Genomic DNA, 22038 nt, shown 5'->3' with positions numbered 1-22038 from the left:
TTCACATATCTAAGCTTATATATGATCTCCTCCATCCTTTTTGGGTGGGGGAGATTGTTGTTTTAACCCAAAGAATTTCATTTTTTAGCAATAGCTATAGAATTCTTAAGGACTCATAATGAGGTAGTTCGGAATATTGTTTGGCTATTTTTTTGAATTCTAGTAATAAGTATTGTCGTTTACGTAAAGTTAACACTACTGAAAAATATTTAACACCTAGTTTAAGCTAATCATCGACCTTTGCGGAAGCTTAGTGTAAAAAAGGCACGAAGCTGTCTTTGATTTAGTAACTAGTGCAAAATTTACTATTCCAATGCGAAACGCATTTATCTTAATTATTAGCTTGTTCTTAGCGTTAAGCCTGCAAGCTCAAAAGGGTGCAATTACGGGCACCATTTATGATTCCGAAGGAGAAATCCTTTACGGAGCCAACGTCCTCGCCGAAGGAACCTCTATTGGTGGACAATCTGATTACATCGATGGGAAATTCTCTTTCCAGATTGTTCCGGGCACCTACACGCTTGTTGCCAGCTACATCGGTTATCCTGATACCAAGGTAGAAGCAGTGGTAGTGGCCAACGAAACCACAGTCGTAGATATCATCCTCTCTGCGGAAGAAGGGGGGATTGACCTGGAAGAAATTGTAGTGGTAGAAAAAGCCTTGGAGCGTAGCGAGAACGCAGTACTTATGCTGCGTAAGAAAGCGGACAAGGTACAGGATATCATTTCTGCTGCGGAAATCTCTCGCCTTGGTGCAGGAGATGCTGCTGCTGCCTTGACGAAAGTAACAGGTACCACAATTGTTGATGGCAAGTATGTATATGTACGTGGTCTGGGTGATCGCTACTCTGCGACGACCCTTAACGGCTTGCGTTTGCCTTCAATTGACCCTTACCGCAATAGCGCACAGTTGGATCTTATTCCAACCAGTATCCTTGATAATATTGTAACCTCCAAAACTTTTACACCAGATCTTCCTGGTGATTTTACCGGAGGTAGTGTAAACATTAAGCTGAAAGCTTTACCTGAGCGTTTCACTTGGTCTGTTTCTGCTTCAGCAGCCTACAATTCACAGAACAATTTGACGGAAGATTTCTTGGGCTACTCTAATCCTGGTATTGATGGCCTAGGTTTTCTGGATGGAAGTGCAGATATCCCATCTGCTATTATTGATCCTGCCGCTCGTGAGCTTGGAGCTTTCGAACGTAGTGCAGCCCGTGAGGCCCGCAGAGATGATGAGATTGCCGGATTTCTGGATAAAGGTATCCGTTCACTAGAGCACGATATGCAGCCTGTAGTTATGGATGCAGGTATTGATCACAGCCTTAGCTTTAGCGTAGGAAATCAATTCGAATTTGGTGGAAATGCCAAATTGGGTGTTTTTGCGACAGGGAGCTACTCAAAAGATTTTACGCAATTTAAGAACGGAACGAACGCTAGCTACTTTGCTTCTCCTGGTGAAGACCAGTTGATCGCTAACTTTGGCCTTACCGAAGCCAAGAGTGAAGAGTCGCCAACAGTAAATGGTATGCTAGGGCTTTCTTTCCGCCCCAACAGTTCCAATGCGATAAATGTTTACAGCATATACAGCCACCAATCGTTTCTTACTGGACGCGAGTTGGTTGGTGATTATGATGATTACGGTATTGGTGGTGAAGGGAATTTCTTCTCTTCACAAACGCAAAGTTTGTTACAAAGAGAGCTTGTCAGCTACGTTGTTAGCGGTGAACATACCCTTGTGGGATTAAATAAAACCCGCATCGAATGGGCAGCGAATTACGTTGACTCTGAGCAAAACGAGCCAGACTTGCGTTTCTTCGCTTATGGCTTTGATCAAGATCGATTTGATATTAACGAATCACAGTTTACCCTGCCTACTCGCTTTTGGCGTGATCTTACCGATGATACCTACCAAGGGAAATTGGATATCACTGTTCCTTTTCTACAGAAAAAGGCAAAAGGCAATAGCATCAAATTCGGTGGTCTCTACAATACCAAGGAACGTGACTTCAACGAAGTACAGTATATCTATGGCCAGCGTGACGGACTAACGTTTGGTGAATCAGAAGGTAATGCAGGTACTTACTTTGGCTCTGATAATATCGGCGTCATTGGTGGTGAGCCAGGTAGTAATGTTGTTGGCGTATACCTCATAGACAACTCGCTATTGAGCAACAGTTATATCGGCAAATACGATATTGCTGCTGGTTACCTGATGACGACTTTGGAGTTTGGTAAACTAAAAGTAATTGCAGGCGCTCGTGCTGAGCAAACGAATATCGAAGTTGAAAGTGATGTTGTTGGTTCGGAACTAGCAAAAGACTCACCTGATTTTGATCGTATCGAACGGAACCAAGCAATTATTGATACTTTCTCCTTATTGCCAGCTTTGAACTTGGTGTATGCCGTATCTGATAACTCAAATCTACGTGCAAGTGCCACCCAAACTATTGCTCGCCCTAATATGCGGGAAGTTGCGCCCTTCGGTTCATTCGGAGCGATTGGTGAGCCTACCTTGTTTGGTAACCCTGACCTGACGATTACAAACATCACCAACCTGGATTTGCGTTACGAAGTATTCCCTAATGCAGGTGAAGTACTGGCAGTAAGTGCTTTCTACAAGAAGTTCACAGACCCTATCGTATCGACTTACCGTTTTGCAGGTAACCCTCAGTTTACTTGGGAGAATACGGAATCAGGAGAATTGTACGGTGCAGAGATTGAAGTTCGTAAGAACCTTGACTTCATTACACCGACTTTAGAAGAATTCAATATTAGTGCAAACTTGGCTTATATCAACAGTTCTGTTACGATTGATGAGCTTGAGTGTGAGCTTAGCCGTGATGTTGATCCTGATTTTGAGTGTGAGCGCCAGTTTGCTGGCCAGTCACCTATCGTTGCCAACCTAAACCTGAGCTACACCAATGCAGAGAAAGGATGGGACGGTATTTTGGCATACAACTATTTCGACGATCGCCTTGCCTCTGTTGGTGCAGTAGGTACACCTGATATCTTTGAGAAAGGTCGTGGTCAATTAGACTTCTCATTGAGTAAAAAAATAAGCGGTTTCAAAACGACCTTCCGGGCTCGAAACCTTTTGAATCCTGATTTCCGCCGCTATTCCGACTTTAAAGGTCAGGAGTATGTTTTCCAAAACTACAAGCGCGGAATTGAATTCAGCTTCGGCGTTTCTTACAGCATGTAAGATCACCGTACTAAAGAAGCACTAGGTTACTTAATCGTAATCACTAACGCCCTGCGGCTAGCCGCAGGGCGTTTATTTGTAAACTTAACACTGGCTTAACACCAGAGGACAGGCTTACCCCCGCAAATTAATATATTTGCTGCATCATCCACTTACCTAGTACCCTGTACTAAGTACCAAGTACCTCAAATGGATCCTACGTTTATTATCATGTGGTTCGGCTTTATTCTGGCTGGTTATTCTGTTGTAGGTAATGACTCGATACAAACCCTGGGAACGTTCCTTTCTTCTAATGAAGAGCGGCCTTGGTATGTACTGTGGTTGTTTGCAGGTAGTATTCTCGCCTTTACCTTGCTCTATGGTTGGCAACAATATGGTGGTGATGTAAGCTATGGTCGTCTTGAGAAATATCCTTTCATCGCAGATATGTCTTGGCCATACCTCTTGCCACCACTGGTATTGATGGTTTTGACACGGACAGGAATTCCAGTGAGCACTTCCTTTCTGATTCTTACTTTTTTCAAGCCCAAAGGCTTGATGGATATGACGATGAAGTCTTTGCTAGGCTATGTACTGGCTTTTGCACTTGCAATTCTGGTATGGCAGGTCATCACCCGTTTATTGGATAAGCGTTTTATCGAAAATCCTATTTCTGCTAAAGAAAAACGTGTTTGGACGATACTCCAATGGTCATCCACAGGTTTCTTATGGGGCCAATGGTTGATTCAGGATTTTGCAAATATTTATGTTTATCTCCCTCGCGCCTTAAGCGCGGCGGAGATCGGTATATCGTTAACGGTACTTTTACTCATGCTTGGTTACATTTTCTATTCCCGAGGAGGAAGCATTCAGGAAATTGTAAAAGCCAAAACCAATACGGTCGATATTCGCTCAGCTACCTTGATAGATTTTTTGTATGCGCTAGTACTCTTGTTTTTCAAGCAGTACAGCAATGTTCCTATGTCTACGACCTGGGTATTCTTAGGTCTTTTGGCTGGCCGCGAAATTGCTATTCGTTACCTGTTGAGCAAAGAAAAAGCACCTGGTTCACTCTCTGCTGGTTTAAAGTACATAGGCATGAGCCTCAACGTGCTGTTGATTGTGTTGATCGGAGTAGTAGTGTATTTGCAAAAGGATGTTAGCGATGCTCTTATTTTACTGTTTGCTGCTGCTATCGCTATCCGCGGTTTTGTCTTCTATCTCGAAGCAAAACAACAAGAAATTTCACTCAAAGGCACTTTCCGAATGGTAGGCATGGATTTGGCGAAGGTTTCCTTCGGCCTCATTATCAGTATTGTACTGGTTTACATCATGCAAGCATTGACGGGGATTTAAGGTGGTGTAAGGGTTAAGTAGGTGTAAAGGTGTAAAAGTTATTGACTCTTACACCTTATACACTTTTACACCCTTCCACCTGAATCTAATTCCAATTTCTGCTACCTTTGCGGAATGCAGAAATCACTAGCACATTTAGCGCTCATTTTGAAGGGCGCAGCCATGGGAATAGCAGAGACTATTCCGGGCGTATCCGGTGGGACGATTGCCTTTATTACGGGAATTTATGAACGCCTGTTAGAGAGTATTGGTAGTTTTTTGCCAGCTATTCAGCTATGGCGCACAGAAGGTCTTACAGCTTTTTGGAAAAAGATAGACGGAAATTTTCTGTTACGCTTATTTGCAGGGATGCTACTGGGGATTTTACTTGGCGTTTTCGGAATGTCCTATTTATTGGATAATTTTCCTTTGCCGGTTTGGGGCTTCTTTTTTGGCCTGATCGCTGCTTCGGCGATTTATATAGGGCGAAAAGTAGAGGGGTGGTCATTGCCTACCATTCTCATTCTGTTGCTTACAGCAGCATTGGCTTATTGGGTGACCATTGCTACCCCTGCGCAAGGAAGCGACTCTTTATTGTATGTTTTCCTTTGTGGCGTCATTGCTATCTCGGCTTTGATGTTACCAGGCCTTTCGGGTAGTTTTATGCTACTACTGTTGGGGATGTATCAGTTTATTCTGCACCGGACGCTCAAAGAAGGGGTTTTGGAACAGCATGACCTTGGTGCGGTAGTAACATTAGGTGCTTTTGGATTGGGTTGTGTAGTAGGCGTACTGACCTTTGCGCGAGTGTTGTCCTGGTTGTTTGAGCACCATCGTGACCTTACCATGGCGGGCCTTACTGGTTTCATGCTTGGTAGTCTGAATAAGGTATGGCCGTGGCAAGAGGTCCTCGAAACCAGAATCAATAGCAAAGGAGAAGAACAAGTCTTGTTTTCCAACAGCGTAAGCCCTTCTTCTTTTGGACAGTTGACCGATAATTTTTTCTATGGAAATGACGCCCAATTATTGCCGGTAATCGTGCTAATGTTGATTGGGTTTGTAACCATTTTTATAGTGGAAAAAGCAGGTGCAAGTAACCCCTCTGCATCATGATGACTTACTTTGGCCTTATAGGCTACCCCTTGTCCCATTCTTTTTCAGAAGGATATTTTACGGAGAAATTTGCTCAGAATGGAGTTGCTGATCAGTTTTGTTATGAAACGTATCCGTTACCAAAGATCACGGATCTGCCAGCCTTAATTGACAGCAAACCTGGTCTTTTAGGGCTAAATGTTACCATTCCGTACAAAGAAGCGGTAATGGCTTATTTAGATGAATTGAGCCCTGCTGCTGCTGATATTGGAGCGGTGAATACGATATTGTTTGAGGACGGAAAACTTATAGGGTACAACACAGATGTCATGGGCTTTGGAGAGAGCCTTGATGATTTTCTGATGGCAAATGGAGGCCCTTCGTCCAACGCATTGATTCTGGGGACAGGAGGTGCTGCTAAAGCAATCGCTTGGGTCTTAAAGCAGAAGGGTGTCAATTTTCGTTATGTATCTCGCAGTCCATTGCCAGGACAATGGTCGTATCAAGATTTAAATGAAGAAATACTCGCAGGTGTCGACCTGATTGTTAACACCACACCACTGGGAATGTCCCCAAATATTGAAACTTGTCCTGATATTCCGTATACTTGTTTAGGAAAAGGTCATCGCCTCTATGATTTAGTATACAATCCAACTGAACCCCTATTTCTTAAACGTGGCCGAGAGCGAGGAGCGGCAACCCTCAACGGCTTAGCGATGTTACACGGACAGGCTGAAGCAGCTTGGTCTATTTGGAGAAACAAAGAAGATATCTCGAAAAAAGATGAAGGAATTAGGTAAACCTGTGCCCAAAGATTTGGATAAAACCAAGGCCATTGCTAAAGGCATGGTAGGAGAGGAGTTCCTGGAACTCAATTTTTCTAATACAGAAATTGCCTTTGCTCACAAGACCGATGCCGAGCTTAAAAAAGCAGCATGGTTATTTGGCGTAATGAATAAAGCCTGGTTGGTTAGCCTTGGATCAAAGCTAGGGCTTACGGCTATCCGAATGCGATTGCCTTTTGTAGAATCAATCGTTAAGAATACTATTTTTGCCCAATTCTGTGGAGGAACCACCTTGCTGGAAAGTTTGCCCTCCATTGATCAATTGGCAAAATTTAATACCCTTACTATCCTGGATTATGGTGCCGAAGCGAAAGAGACAGAGGATGACTATAACCAGACCATGAAGGAAACCATCCGGTCGATTGAGTTTGCTAAGCACAATGACAATGTACCGGTTGTAAGTGCCAAAATAAGTGGTCTAGCTCGCTTTGGACTGCTTGAGAATTTACAACAGGGTGAACCTTTCACGCCGGCTACCCGTCAGGAATACAAAGTGGTCCTCAAACGAATGGATGCCATTTGCCATGTGGCTTGTACCCATGGTGTTGGTGTATTTTTTGATGCAGAGGAGAGTTGGATACAAGACAGTATCGATCACCTGGTAACAGTGATGATGCGTCGTTATAACCGTGAAAGTGTAGTTGTCTACAATACTTTTCAATTGTATCGCCATGATCGACTACAGTTCCTTTTTGACTCTTACCAATTAGCAAAACGAGGTGGTTATAAACTTGGTGCAAAAATGGTTCGTGGCGCCTACATGGATAAAGAGCGAACAAGAGCAATAGAAATGGGTTATCCTTCTCCTATTCAACCGAACAAGGCCGCTACGGATGATGCCTTTAACACAGCCATCCGGTTTTGTGTTGATCATTATGAAGAAATCGCCTCTTGTAATGCGTCTCATAATGCAGACAGTGCCCGCTTATTGGCGGAGTTGATCGTAGAGAAAGGTATCGAAAGAAATCATCCTCATCTAAATTTTTGCCAACTCTATGGCATGAGTGATCATTTGACTTTTAACCTGGCTAAAGCAGGGTTCAATGTAGCCAAATATGTCGTTTACGGACAAGTCAGTGAAGTCGTTCCTTACCTTGTCCGCAGGGCCGAAGAGAACAGTTCTGTAACAGGAGATATGAGCAGAGAGCTTGAATTGGTTAGCCGAGAGATGAAACGCAGGAAGCTTAGTTGACCTCCTTGTCGGCCACCAGATATTATGGCTATTTTATATTTGATAATTTTTTGGATATTTTCTTTTTCTATTAATTAAAAACTATATTTGTATTCCTTTATAAGCACAATTAGCCGGGGAGATACTGATCAGTATACCCGTTCTACTTGCAAACTATGTTTTCTACACTCGCCTTAACATTCACACCAAAGTAATTAAAAGCTGCTTTGGTTAGTGCAGTCCCGTTGCCTCAGTTATTGGAAAGTTTTTACTACCTGAACACGTTCAGACCCAAACATGATTTATTTATTTGGGGGTAGTAGGAACGTACTTATTTGAAAAAATAAGACTTTGTATAAACCTGACAACAAGTTAGTTGCCTGTTTATATGTTTTTTGATTTGGAGTTCGCGAATTATGTTTTGTTTTATCCCATGAACATACACTCAGACTTTAGTCTTTTGCTTGGGTTAACCTGGTAGAAGAAGATGGCTTCCAAGGAACAGCACGAAAATAAAATTCGATTCTGTTTTTCATAATAGTTGAATAAACGATTCATTTCAAGTGTTTCAACTATTTGAAAAACCTAAAGAGACCTCGAAGAAGCAGCGAAGCTAATCGCAGTTTATTTTCTGTGCAATACTAAGGAAGCAAAAAGGAAGAAAGGTATGTTCAACTATCTACAAAAAAAAGGGGTCTTGATCGCATGTTTATGTTTGGGCCTTGCTCCAGCTATTGGCTGGGGGCAACCATGCGACGGACAGGAAGGTGCTCTCCTTGATACACCAATACCCGTATCGGAATCGAGCGCCAGTAACCCCGAAGCGCATTGTTTCTACTTTCGCTTTGACAGCGATATTACTGGCTGGCCTACGGGGATTACAATGGACTTGTGGCATGAATACGAAGGTGATCTTGGTATCTTTGTCGAAGCCTGTGGGCAGCGGCTCAATGTTTTACAGCGTCCCGGAGCCGTAGGGAATTGTGATCCTGATTGTGCATTTAATATACCTGATGGGGACTGTGGAAGCAGTGCTATGATTGGTACTCAACCAGCACCGGAAATCATTACTTTTTACGATAACGGTACCGAACCAGATGGCGGTATTTCAGCTGGTGGCAACTTTGGCCTTACAGCTGATGATGCCTGTGGCGTAGGAACACCAGGAGTCAATTCGTTCGTAGACCTTTGGAGCAATTGTCCCGAAGGTTTGGTAGAAGCAGAAATATGCTTTACCGATCACGCTACCCTTCACCAAGGCTATGTTTCTAACCTCAATTTTATTTTTCCTAATCCTTACGAGTGTGGTTGTATGGATCCTAATGCGATCAATTACAACCCGGATGCCAGTGTCAGCAGTGGTGATTGTTTCTATGAATGCCAGGACTTTGATGTAATGAATGCTGCGGTTCAAATTGACGCCTGCGCTGGCGATACCATCACGCTTTCTGTTACAGCAGGCTTGGCGAGTAACCCCACTTTCGAATGGATCGGCACAGGTATAGGCAACAGCTTTTTAGAAGATGCAAATAGTGCAACGACTCGTGTTTTTATTCCCGCAGGCTTTTCTGGTAATATAACCTACACTTGTACGATTACCGATGAGTACAATTGTCAAGAGTTTGCCTCAACACTTGTGACGGTTGCAGCAGCCCCGCTGGTTGAAATCACTGGCGACCCCTTCGTTTGTGGAACGGACAGTACGCTCTTGGTATTACAAGGCGGCCCTTTTCAAAGTATTTTATGGAGCAATGGCGCGACAACCGACACCCTCCTTGTTGGTGCTGGAACCTATAGCGTAACCGTTAGTGACGGCGGGATTTGTGATGGAACGGATATGATTGTTGTGGGCGCTTTCCCCACACCTTCTGTCATGATTAATGGCCTTGACACGATTTGTGCATTAGATAGTGTTCTTTTGTTTGTCGATACCAGTTTTGTGAGCTACCAATGGTCCAATGGTGATACATTGCCTTTTACAAACGTGCAGTTGGCACAGGAATATACCCTCGAAGTTGTAGACAGTAACGGTTGTACTGCACGCGATACTTTTTCTTTAGCACACTATGATGTCACACCACTCACGATTACAGGCCCTGCCTCTTTTTGTGTTGATGAGACAGCTACGCTAGAAGCTTCAACCGGTTTTGTAAGTTATCTGTGGTCTACCGGAGACACTACTTTGTCCATCGAAGTCAGTCAGTCAGATACGATTATGTTGATGGCCACAGATAGTAATATGTGTTTATCTGAAGCCTCCTTTATAATCGATACCCTTTCTCTGCCTGTTCCGTTGATTACGGGTTCAGATAGCCTATGCCCTGGAGAATCAACTACCTTGAGCAGTACAATTGGTTTTGTGAATTACCTCTGGTCGACGGGAGACACTACAAGCTCCATCTTGACGGATTCAATGGGAATCTATCAATTGACAGTGGTGGATTCGGCAGGTTGTACCGGCATGACAGCATTTTCCGTACTTGATGCACCATTGCCCATGCCTGAAATCATGGGAGATACTATTTTCTGTATTGGAGATAGTACTTTGTTATCGGTTGCTTCTGGTTTTGCTACTTATCAGTGGTCAACAGGAGATACCACGGCACAAATTTTTATTGATCAAACAGGAATTTACGAGGTAACGGTTACGAACTCGGCGGGTTGTGTAGGTGCAGATACCGTTATTTTGACGAATTATGTGCCAGAACTCATCGTTATTGATGGTCCCGCGGAAATTTGTGCCGGAACGGCGACTACACTCACCGGGCCACCTGGATTTACCGATTATCTATGGTCTACCGGAGCTACTACAGCTGCCATTTCCGTAGATTCTGCCGCTGTCTATGTTTTGTTTGCCACGGATAGTAATGGCTGTCGGGTTAGTGGTAGTTTCACGCTTTCCGAGCTGTCAGCACCTTCGGTTGCTATATCCGGCGTAACGGAAATTTGTGTGGGTGGCAATGGACAGTTAACAGCTAGCCCTGGTTTTGTCAGTTACCTATGGTCTGATGCCAGTGAAACCGAATCCATTACCGTTACGGATGCATTGGTTTACGGAGTAACGGTTACAGATAATTTTGGGTGTACAGCAACGGCGAGTCAGGCTGTAAGTTTTTCTATCCCTCAATTCAGTATTGAGGGCAATGATAGTTTCTGTGAAGGCAGTAGCACAACGCTGATGCCAGACAGCACCTTCAGTAGCTACCTTTGGTCTACAACAGAAGAAACAGCCGCCATCACCGTAGGCGATGCCGGGAATTATTCGTTGACAGTGACCAATGACTTGGGGTGTACTGCTACCGCTAATGTCCAGGTAGAAGTAGACACCTTGCCCCAGCCAATGATTACCGGTAACCTCAGCTTTTGTGAAGGGGTAACCTCAGTACTTAATGGTGGTTCGGGCTATACCAGTTACCAATGGTCAACGCTGCCCAATGGAGGACAATTATTAACCATCAACAACAGTGGTTTTTATGGATTAACCGTGACTGATGGGAACGGTTGTGTGGGCGAAGACATGGTAGAAGTAACGACTTTTCCTTCTCCAAATCCAGAAATTCTTGGGGAAACAGGCTTTTGCCCCGGTGATACTACTGTTCTTACGAGTAATGATACTTACGCCCTTTATTTTTGGGACAATGGCGATACAGGCCCGCAGACGATGGTCGCAACGGAAGGATTTGTAAGGCTTACGGTCATTGATTCTAACGGTTGTGTAGGAACGACTGCCGAAATCGTTGACGAATTTGCCACCATCGATCCAGAAATCAACGGTGAGTTGCAATTTTGTGTTGCTACAACAACAGAACTGACCGTAAGCCCTGCATTCGAGACCTATTTATGGTCAAATAATGATACCACTCCTACGACTACTTTTAATATCCCCGGATCAGCAGGTGTGACGGTAACGGATAGTAATGGTTGTGTAACAAGTAGTATTGCTGACCTGAGCCTTTTTCCAGAAGGAACACTCGCGGTAGTTGCTCCTGCAGGGTTTTGTGAAGGCGAAAGTGCAACCCTGAGTGTAACGGGGGATTTTGTCAGCTATATTTGGTCCAACGGTGAAACCACTAGTGAAGTAACGGTGCTTGCCGCTGATACTTTATCCGTTAGTGCAATGGACGCTTTTGGTTGTACTTATAGCAGTACCGTTGGTGTTGTCGTTTATGATCTTCCTGAACCAACCATCGAAGGTGCGCTTAGCTTCTGCGACGGCTTTCCCACGACGCTGAGTGTCAACGAATCTTATAGTAGTTATACTTGGTCTACCGCAGAAACAACTGATTCAATCAGTGTAGGAAGCCCTGGACCAGTGAGCCTTACCGTTGTTGATACTAACAATTGTGTAGGTAGTACTGGGGTAACGCTAACTATAGCAGATGGATTAACACCTGGAATTACGGGTGATCAAGGGCTTTGCCCGGATGAAATTACGACACTTTACGTTACGGAAGAATATGCGACCTATAGTTGGTCAGATGGAAGTATTGGAGATTCATTAATCGTAGATGCCGGAGGAACCTATACGGTATCCGTTACCGACGAAGCGGGGTGTACAGGAGAGATTTCTTTGGATGTAGTAGCCTTTTCTGCTCCATCCGTTTCGATAACCGGAGATACTTCTTTTTGTGCAAATCTGAGTACGGTACTCGATGCGCAAGCGTCATCAACAGGTATGTTCTTATGGGATAATGGTGAGACATCCTCCTCCCTTGAGGTCAACGCTGGCGGAGAATACAGTTTGGTATTTACAGATAATAATGGCTGCCAGGCTAGTGCCTCGGCTACGGTAGAAATGTTAGCCGTGCCACCGGTAGTTATTGTGGGGCCGACAAGGTTTTGCGAAGAAGACTCAGCCGAATTAACAGTACCAACGGGTTTTGCTTCTTACCTCTGGAGTACCGGAGATACAGGGTTTTCAACAATAGTAAGTACCCCTGGCGATGTAAGTGTTACCATCACGGATGATGCCGGTTGCCAAAACGAAGCCCAGTCTTCGGTCGTTGAAATTGAACTTCCCTGGGCTTTTGCCGGAGAAGGACAAGTTTTAGATTGTGATACAGACAGTGTTTTGCTAGGCAGTGAAAGTACTTCGCAAGGTGACACGATCTCTTACACTTGGTCGGGGCCTGGAATTACGATGAGTAATCAAGGAGAATTATCACCAGTGGTAAGCGAACCTGGTCTATATTACTTACAGGTAACTGATGAGGCCAATGGTTGTTTGAGCGGCATAGACAGCGTTGAGGTATTGCTGATGAACGAAGCACCAGCATTGAATCTTGCAATAGCTGATACCCTGGATTGTATCACCAATACAGTAGTGTTAGACGGGAGTGGCTCTGCGACAGGATCAGCATTTTCTTATGAGTGGCTGGATCCTTCTGGTGAGGTATTGAGTGCTGAAACCTCCTTGAATTTAGAGGTTAACACACCTGGCACCTATACGCTTGTAGTGACGAACATGCTCACAGCTTGTGTTGCACAAGGAACGATGCCAGTGTTAGAAGATTTCAACTATCCAGCAGTGACTATTGCTGGAGGAGAACAGCTTGATTGTGCCATTATGGAGGTGAGCCTTACGGGAACGACCACCTCCGAAGCTACTACAATCGTTCAAGAATGGACAACTACCGGAGGTAATATTATTGGCGATCCTTCTTCGTCAATGATTATGACGAATACCCCGGGCATGTACTTTTTTACAGTAACAGATATCACAAATGGATGTGCTACGACGGATTCCCTGGAAGTGGTAGAAGATGTCGTGATTCCAGATGTTGTGACGAGTGATGTAATTACCCTCTTTTGTAATGATGCCAATGTAACGATTAGTGGACAAGGAAGTAGCCAAGGGAACCAATTTACTTACCAGTGGTGGCAGGCTAATACACCTCTACCTACTGCGACTAACCTTAATTTGACGGTGGAAGCCCCTGGTACTTACGAATTAGTAGTTACAAATGTAGAAAATAGTTGTAGTGCCAGTGCTTCCGTAGAAATACTTGAAGACCCTGAGGCACCTCAGAGTTTTGAGCTAGTATTTGACCCTCCAACCTGCGCAGGTGACACGGACGGTAGTGTTTCTATTAGCGGAGTGAGTGGTGGGCTAAGTCCTTACGTTTATAGTTTTGCTGGTCAACCCTTCAGCTTGAATACCAATTTTCAGAATTTGGGGGCGGGTAGCTACCAAGTGATCCTAGAAGATGCTAACGGGTGTCAATTGACAGCACTAGCCGAATTAGAGGATGGTAATGATTTGTGGGTAGAATTAGGTGATAATCAAACGATTGAAGCCGGCGATCAAGCTGATATTATCCCTGAACTGAGCATCGATTCTTTGGCGTTGCAATCATTGTCTTGGCAAACAGCGGCAGAACTATCCTGTCCTGAATGCCTCAACCAAACGCGTATAACCTTGTTCGAGGCTACGCAGTTTTTCTTAACGGTCACCGATGAAAATGGCTGTATTGCTAAAGACGAGGTGACTATTTTTGTAAAAAAGAGAGAAGGCATCTTTGTGCCAAATATTTTTTCCCCTAACGATGATGGCTACAACGACTATTTCTTCCTACAGACAGATGGGAATACCATTGAAGAGATAAATTCTCTTCAGATTTTTGAACGATGGGGGAGTATGGTTTGGGAAACCAAAAATATTCAACCAGATGAGCCTATGCTGGGATGGGATGGAAAACAGTCTGGACGGCCACTAAATCCCGCCGTTTTTGTCTGGTTTGCAGAGATTAAGTTGAAAAGTGGAGAGAAAATTATTGAAAAGGGAGAGATCACACTAATAAAATGATCCGCATGGGTAAAACTTAAAGGCTTGTATTATTGGTTGTTAGGGCAAGTATCGTCAATATCCGGACTTTATTTTTATTTGGTTTTTCTTTTATTAATAAAAGAAAAACCTACTTTTGTATAACAGCGAACCTATAAATGAAGACGGTGTTGGTTATTTCCAAATAATTAGCACGTCTGATGTCTTGCTTCTTTAGCCTGATTTTAATTGTATTAAATGCTGTGCTGGAGTAGATTAGACCAAAACAACGGACAAGAGGAACAGACCTCTTGCTGTCATTGTATTTTTAAAAATCACTCGCGCTCTCGTAGACTATCTTTCTGTTATCAATCCTTATTAGTATATTAATACTGATAGTAATTGGTGTTACTGTATTTTTAATCTATCCGTCTATGAGCAAAATTTTACCAATTGTAACCTCTGTTTTCCTAGTAATAGGAATGCTGTATAGTAGTTTACTTCATTCGCAATGTGAAAACCCCACGGTAGCTTTACCGGATGTTTCGGTACCTGTGGATGGGGACTTAGACAATGCTTATTGTGTTACCCTTACCTTCAACCCCGCTTTAACTGGGTTTCCTACAGGTTTGTCGCTGGATATTCAGCACACTTGGCAAGGAGATTTAGCATTATGGATTGAGGTAGATGGGACTTATTTGAATATTTTTCAGCGCCCCGGTGTACTGGGAAGCTGTACAGGAGGGTGCCCTTGTGGTAACTCTGCTGACTTAGGGACTCCAGGTAACCCCTCGACCTATACGTTTTCCGATGGTGGAGGTCCTGACCCTGAGAATGGTATGGTCTTAGGAGGAGGAGATTACGGACTGACAGCCGATGATGGTTGTGGTTTAGGTACTCCCGGAGTAACCTCTTTCGCCGATCTTTGGACGTTGTTTCCTCCCGATGAGGATATTACTACCAATATTTGTATTTCAGATCATGCAGGAGCAGACTCAGGCGTAGCGCTTGATATCACCTATATTTTCCCGAACCCGGTACTTTGTGGCTGTACTGATCCTGATGCCATTAATTTTGACCCTAATGCCATTGTCGATGATGGCTCCTGTTTCTATGATTGTCCCGACTTTATGATGACAATCAATGAAGATATGTATGAGTTTTGTGCTGGAAGCAACAGCTTTACCATGATCGCAACTGCACCTGGTGCAACCGGAGCTAGTTACTCTTGGTCAGCTACAAATGGCGGTGATAGCTATCTTTCTAATCCTTTTTCACTAACGACCAATGTCAATATCCCGCCTGATTTTGTAGGCGATATTGTTTACACCCTCACCGTAACAGATGAATTTGGGTGCGAAGACTTTGTTGAAGTAGAAGTGTTAGTAGGAGAAGGCCCAGATGTAGAAATTACCGGAGACGATTTCGTCTGTGATACAGAAACGACGACTTTGGAATTGATTGGTGGCCCCTTTGATGATATCCTTTGGAGTACAAGTTCTACCGCTGACAATATCAATGTTGGCCCGGGAACTTACTCTGTTACCGTAAGTGATCCTGCAGGTTGTGAGAGTGTTACCGATTTTACGGTAGAGGCTTTCCCTAATCCAGAACCTACCATTTTCGGCCCTGACGAAATCTGTGACGGAGATGATGCCGTTTTGGAAGTACTAGAAGACTTTGCGGCTTATGAATGGTCTACCGTCGAGTTCACGCAAAGTATTGTCGTCACTGATTTTGGAGGCTATGAGGTAACTGTTACCGATGATAATGGCTGTGAAGGCACGACAAACTTTACCCTTAATGTAGCTGCTCCTGTAGTTGTTACAATTTCTGGTGATTTAGATTACTGTGAAGGAGAAGGAACGACGCTGATAGCGTCTAATGGTTTTGTGAGCTATGAATGGTCTACAACGGAAACCTTCCAGGATATCTATGTAGATGCACCGGGCCCTTATTCTGTAACGGTTATAGATGATTTAGGCTGTGAAGGCACTGCGGAAGTAGAAGTAGAAGAAAATCCATTGCCAGAGCCCGAAATTGATGGTCCGGAGGCGGTATGCCCCGGAGAGACTATCACGCTGTCGGTTACCGAAAACTTTGCTGGATATAGTTGGTCAACCTCCTTCAATACCCAGTCTACACCAGTAGATGCGGCGGGAATTTACACTGTTACCGTTACAGACGGTAACGGCTGTGAAGGGGAAACCGATTTCGAAGTAATTGAAGGCGAAGGCGTTGATGCCTTTGTTGAAGGAGATTTATTTTTCTGCCCCGGCGAAAGCACTGAGCTTACCATTACAGATGGCTATGATACCTATGAATGGTCGAATAGCTTAAGTGGGAATGAGCAGTTTATTGATATGGAAGGAGATTATACGGTTACAGTTACCAGTGTAGATGGTTGTACCCAGATTCTCGATTTCTTTGTAGATGAGCTAACGCCTCCTTCTCCTAGTATTACAGGAGATTTGGCCATTTGTGAAGGCGAAAATACAGACTTAGTCGTAGTAGGTAACTACAGTGGCTACGAATGGTCAGATGGTACTACTAACTTTGAACTTAACGTAGATGAGACAGACACCTACTCTGTTACCGTTACCGATGATAATGGTTGTGAAGGAGAGACGAGTGTGGATGTTGTCGTCAATATTCCTGTTGAGTTAGAAATAGATGGGCCAGACGCACTTTGTAACAATGCTTTTGGGCAGGTATCCATTTCGGGAAGCTTCATGAATGTTCAATGGATAGGAGGACCGAGTACTAACATCTATGACATTGTTGGCCCCGGACTTTATGAAGTCGAAGTCATTGATCAAAATGGTTGTGAAGCTTTCGCGTCAATCGACATTCCGGAAGGAGAAGCTGAACCCATTGATATCGTGGGTGATACCCAAATCTGTTCTGACGGTGATGGCCAGCTAATGGCTTCTGCTGGTTATGATTCCTATTTATGGAGTAACAATGAAACTACGCAAACGATTACCGTCACCAGCCCTGGTAATTACTGGGTGATAGGCACCGATGGGGACGGTTGTGAAAGTTTTTTAGACATTGATGTTACCGAAGTACCGTCACCAACACCTGCAATTGCTGGTGATTTAACGGTTTGTCCTGGTAGTACAACAGTATTAACAGCAGACTCCGGCTATAATAACTACAGCTGGACCGTCAGCGGAAGCACAAATGAAGTCACTGGGGTTGGCCCCGGTATTGTTACCGTTACCGTTACCGATGCGATCGGTTGTACTGGCGAATCCAGTGTCGAAGTAGTGGAAGTTCCTAACCCAACGCCCGTTATTTCTGGCGACCTGGTTCTTTGTGAAGACGAAATCAGTACGCTCAGTCTGGATCAACCTTATACTAGTTATTTATGGAGTGATACCAGTACTGACCCTACCCTTGATGTGATGGATGGTACAACCTTTGGTGTTACGGTTACCGATGCAGAAGGCTGTATGGGAAGTACCAGTGTTACACTGGAAGAGATTATCCCTACTGTTGCGATTACTGGGGACCTAGACTTCTGTTTTGGGGAAACAACAACACTCAGCGTTCCAGATAACTTTAGCAGTTATGCATGGTCAACCGGAGGCACCACGAATACAGTTACGACATCAGGCATGATGGATGTAAGTGTTACGGTCACGGATGAAAATGGTTGTACAGCGACGGATACCGTAAGCCTCACCGAGTTTCCATTACCTACTGTTGAGATTACTGGTCGCCTGAGTTTCTGTCCGGCGGGTGGAACAAACCTGACGGCGACAGAGGGCTATGTCAGTTACCTTTGGTCAAATATGGAAACCACGAGTACCATCTTCCTAAATCAAGCTGGTACCTATACGGTTACGGTTACAGATGCGAATGGTTGTCAGAATACAGCTTCTGCAACCATCATAGAAGACTCAGAATTAGATCCTATAATCAATGGAGATCCTTTCTATTGTGCAGGATTGAATACTACGCTTACGGTGCCTGATGATTTTAGTACTTACGAATGGTCGAACAGTGCGCAGGTTAACGAAATTAGCGTCAGCACGCCCGGTATGTACACGGTTACGGTGGCGGATGAATTTGGTTGTATGGGAACGGCTACAGTAGATGTAGTTGAATTGGCCTTGCCAACACCTGCGATTAGTGGTGACTTAGATTACTGTATTGGCGACAGTACTACACTTAATGGTGGAAACGGTTACGCCAGCTATGCTTGGAGTGTGGCAGGTGATACGGACCAGTTTCTGGTGGTAGATAACCCTGGAAACTATGGCTTGACGGTCACGGATGATAATGGCTGTATTGGTATGACTTCTGCGGCTGTTGTCCAGAATGCTTTACCGGTAACGACTATTCTAGGGGAGCCAGGGTATTGCCCGGGCTTGACGACCGTTTTGACGGCCGAACCAGGTTTTGTTTCTTACCTCTGGAGCACAAATACCAGTGGTACGAGTATAGAAGTAGGCACGACTGAAACATTTAGCCTGTCGGTCACCGATGCTAATGGTTGTGTTGGTGTTGCTACCCAAGCGGTAGAAGAATACGTAACAGCGATTCCAGATATTTCAGGGGAACCTCAATTTTGCCCTGGCGAAAGTACAGATTTGAGTGCTGAGGCTGGTTTTGTTAGTTACAACTGGTCGAATGGAGCTAACGAGGCCGATGTGACGATTACGCAAACGGGGAACATCTCTCTTGTCGTAACCGATGGCAACGGCTGTGTTACCAATAACAGTATTGACCTTAGCAACTTCATCGTAACAGCCCCAATGATTACTGCTCCAGTTGGATTCTGTAGTGGCCTTACTGCTGATTTATCAGCGACACCTGGTTATGCAGAATACCTGTGGTCGAATTCAGCTCAAACAGCTGATATTACAGTAAACACAGGTGGTATTTACGAACTAGATGTAATAGACAACAATGGTTGCCCTTCGGAAGCGGCCATTAATATTCAGCAATATGCTTTACCAACGCCGGAAATTGGGGGGTCTTTGACTTTCTGTATTGGAAACAGTACACAACTTAATGCTGGTGCTACTTATTCGACTTATAGTTGGTCAGATGGTAGCGATCAACCTGAGGTTACGGTAAACACGCCTGGTAATGTTGGTCTTACGGTTACTGATGCTAACGGTTGTATCGGAAATACAGTAGAGTTTGTAAATGAAGCGACGGAGCTTTCACCCGTTATTTCGGGAGCCCGCGATTATTGTATTGGCTCGTCCACCACACTTAGTGCAGGTACTGGTTTTGCCACCTACATGTGGTCAAACGGAGAAACAACGAATAGCATTATTGTCGATGAACCTGGAACCTACACCCTTAATGTGACGGATGCAGGAGGTTGTGAAGGAACGGCGATGGTTGATGTCATTGAAAATGCTTTGCCTACTCCTGCAATTACCGGTGATTTGGATTATTGTGCTGGTTTGTCGACACAATTATCTGCAACGCCTGGTTATGTTAATTACACCTGGAGTACAAGCGCACCAACCACCATGATTACGGTCAATACCCCCGGAGCGTATTCCGTAACGGTGGAGGATGACAACGGTTGTATTAACGAAACAAGTACGACCGTCATCGAGCAAGCCTTGCCGGTATTCTCGATTGTCGGGCCTACTAATTTCTGTGTCGATTCCTTTACCCAGCTGAACGTACAGCCTGCGTTTGCGGCTTACGATTGGAGTGTGGGTAGTGATCAGCAATCAGTGCAAGTAAGCACGGGAGGAACGGTAGGCGTCACTGTCACCGACTCTAATGGCTGTATCTCTTCCGGTGCTCAAGCTGTAGCTACGGTACCGCTGCCACTTGCAGATGCAGGTAGCCCGCAAGATTTGGATTGTGATGTACTGGAAGTAAGTATTGGCGGCAATGGTAGTACAACAGGCAATCAGTTCACTTATCAATGGACTGGCCCTGGGATTACGCCTGCCAACGAGGATATGTTCTCGCCCACTGTTGGCGAACCGGGTACCTATAGTTTGCAGGTTACGAATGAAACTTATGGCTGTTTAAGTGTACCTGCGGAAGTAGAAATAACGGACTTGGCTTACACGCCACAAATCGTATTGGAAGTGTTGGATATTCTGGATTGTGCAACAGCAACCGTCCAGATTGATGCCCGTGATTCTGATGGAGGCCCTCAGTTTGTCTATCAATGGTATGATGGAGACCTTAATCCTATTCCAGGAGGAAATACTTTGCTACTGGATGTCAATGAAGCCCAGTTTTATACCCTCAGTATTATCGATACGCTCACTGGGTGTGACAATACTGATATGATAGAAGTAACCGAGAACGAATTGTATCCAGTGGCTGAAGCTGGCCTCGCTCAACTCATCACTTGCGGAGAACCTGTGGTAACACTCAATGGTAGCGATTCGCAAATGGGTGGGCAGATTACTTACGACTGGACAACGCCTGATGGATCCATTGTTGGCAATAACAATAACATCGTCGCTTCCGCTAATCAACCAGGATGGTACTACCTATTGGTAACGGATGAACAAAATGGTTGTGCAAATATAGATTCTGTTTTTGTTAGCCAAAATACTACGCTGCCAACAGCACAAACGAGCGATGATTTTGAGTTGGATTGTAATTTCCCAACCACGTCGTTAAGTGGTGCAGGAAGCTCAATTGGTGGCACGTATGCGTACCAATGGTTGCTCAACGGTAATCCGGTGAACGATGCTACTAGCCTACAATTGACGGCAGAGGCACCGGGTACTTATACCTTGATCGTTACCGATACGGAAAATGATTGTACGGCACAGGATGTGGTAGAAATATCATTAAACCCTGCTCAGCCGGAAGCCTTGAATTTCATTACCGACACCCCAACATGTGCTGGCGATGATGATGGCGGAATTATTCTGACTGGTGTGCAAGGTGGTATTCCGCCTTACACGTACAGTGTCGGAGGCGCGCCTTATGGCACCACCACTAGCTTTAACGACCTTATTGCCGGGGATTATGAAGTAATCGTAGAAGACGCTACAGGTTGTTTGTTGCTTACAACAATTACAGTTCCGGATGGTAATGATTTGACGTTGGAGCTAGGGCCTGATCAGTATATTACAGAAGGTGAATTAGCGGATATATACCCGGAAATCAGTGTTGATACCGCTGCTTTGGTGAGCATTGATTGGCAGACGCTCGCTAATCTTCCTTGCCCGGGTTGTGTATATCAACTTGATCTTGCCCTCGAAGAATCTACCCAGTTTTTCCTCGATCTTGAGGATGAAAATGGATGTACAACCAGAGATTTATTGACCATTTTTGTGAAGAAAGACCGGAACATCTACGTTCCTAATGCTTTCTCACCTGATGGTAATGGTGACAATGATATCTTCTACATTTTCTCTGACGATAGTGTGGAGGAAATTAGATCCTTCTTGGTGTTCAACCGCTGGGGCGAGTCGGTCTTCGAAGTTTATGGTAGCCAACCGAACGACCCTCGTTGGGGCTGGGATGGTAGTTATCGCGGCCAACCCGTTAACGCTGCCGTTTACGTTTGGTTTGCCGAAATCGAATTCAAAAACGGTGATGTAGAAATCATCAAAGGCGACGTTGTCATTATGCGTTAAGTCTTAATAAACTAAATAGAAGCAGCGGATTTTGTCATTTGTGCAAAGTCCGCTGT

At 44.5% G+C, this 22038-nt stretch carries 7 protein-coding genes; all 7 read left to right on the top strand.

From position 1 onward, the window contains the following. Nucleotides 1-313 precede the first annotated feature (313 nt). The 7 genes from A3EU_RS0125305 (at nt 314) to A3EU_RS0125275 (ending at nt 21982) form a co-directional block, all read left to right on the top strand. Nucleotides 314-3205, top strand: a complete 2892-nt coding sequence (locus A3EU_RS0125305; RefSeq protein WP_020538992.1) for a TonB-dependent receptor — start codon at nt 314-316, stop codon at nt 3203-3205. Nucleotides 3206-3394: 189 nt separating this feature from the next. Beyond that, entirely contained in the window at nt 3395-4540 is a 1146-nt protein-coding gene (locus tag A3EU_RS0125300) for a hypothetical protein (protein ID WP_020538991.1), read from the top strand. 114 nt (nt 4541-4654) lie between these two features. Beyond that, nucleotides 4655-5632, top strand: a complete 978-nt coding sequence (locus A3EU_RS0125295; RefSeq protein ID WP_020538990.1) for a DUF368 domain-containing protein — start codon at nt 4655-4657, stop codon at nt 5630-5632. Beyond that, complete coding sequence (locus tag A3EU_RS0125290) at nt 5629-6411, top strand: shikimate dehydrogenase family protein (RefSeq protein WP_245569403.1); 783 nt, start codon at nt 5629-5631, stop codon at nt 6409-6411. The genes A3EU_RS0125295 and A3EU_RS0125290 overlap by 4 nt, the downstream gene beginning before the upstream one ends. Then, nucleotides 6395-7648: a proline dehydrogenase family protein gene (locus tag A3EU_RS0125285; RefSeq protein ID WP_020538988.1), complete on the top strand. Its 1254-nt coding sequence runs from the start codon at nt 6395-6397 to the stop codon at nt 7646-7648. Before A3EU_RS0125290 ends, A3EU_RS0125285 begins: the two co-directional genes overlap by 17 nt. Nucleotides 7649-8294: 646 nt before the next feature. Then, nucleotides 8295-14432, top strand: coding sequence for a T9SS type B sorting domain-containing protein (locus tag A3EU_RS0125280; protein ID WP_020538987.1), 6138 nt, complete (start codon nt 8295-8297; stop codon nt 14430-14432). A gap of 392 nt (nt 14433-14824) precedes the next feature. Then, entirely contained in the window at nt 14825-21982 is a 7158-nt protein-coding gene (locus A3EU_RS0125275) for a T9SS type B sorting domain-containing protein (protein ID WP_020538986.1), read from the top strand. The last annotated feature ends 56 nt before the right edge of the window (nt 21983-22038 follow it).

It is taken from the genome of Lewinella cohaerens DSM 23179, from assembly GCF_000379805.1.
GTDB lineage: Bacteria > Bacteroidota > Bacteroidia > Chitinophagales > Saprospiraceae > Lewinella > Lewinella cohaerens.
The sequence above is the reverse complement of the archived record's forward strand: the minus strand, read 5'-3'. Positions and strand labels throughout refer to the sequence as shown.

What these genes read in the sequence shown, in the direction of transcription:
- A3EU_RS0125305 (WP_020538992.1), top strand. Translation starts at nt 314, where the DNA reads ATGCGAAACGCATTTATCTTAATTATTAGCTTGTTCTTAGCGTTAAGC.
- A3EU_RS0125285 (WP_020538988.1), top strand. Translation starts at nt 6,395, where the DNA reads ATGAAGGAATTAGGTAAACCTGTGCCCAAAGATTTGGATAAAACCAAG.
- A3EU_RS0125280 (WP_020538987.1), top strand. Translation starts at nt 8,295, where the DNA reads ATGTTCAACTATCTACAAAAAAAAGGGGTCTTGATCGCATGTTTATGT.
- A3EU_RS0125300 (WP_020538991.1), top strand. Translation starts at nt 3,395, where the DNA reads ATGGATCCTACGTTTATTATCATGTGGTTCGGCTTTATTCTGGCTGGT.
- A3EU_RS0125295 (WP_020538990.1), top strand. Translation starts at nt 4,655, where the DNA reads ATGCAGAAATCACTAGCACATTTAGCGCTCATTTTGAAGGGCGCAGCC.
- A3EU_RS0125290 (WP_245569403.1), top strand. Translation starts at nt 5,629, where the DNA reads ATGATGACTTACTTTGGCCTTATAGGCTACCCCTTGTCCCATTCTTTT.
- A3EU_RS0125275 (WP_020538986.1), top strand. Translation starts at nt 14,825, where the DNA reads ATGAGCAAAATTTTACCAATTGTAACCTCTGTTTTCCTAGTAATAGGA.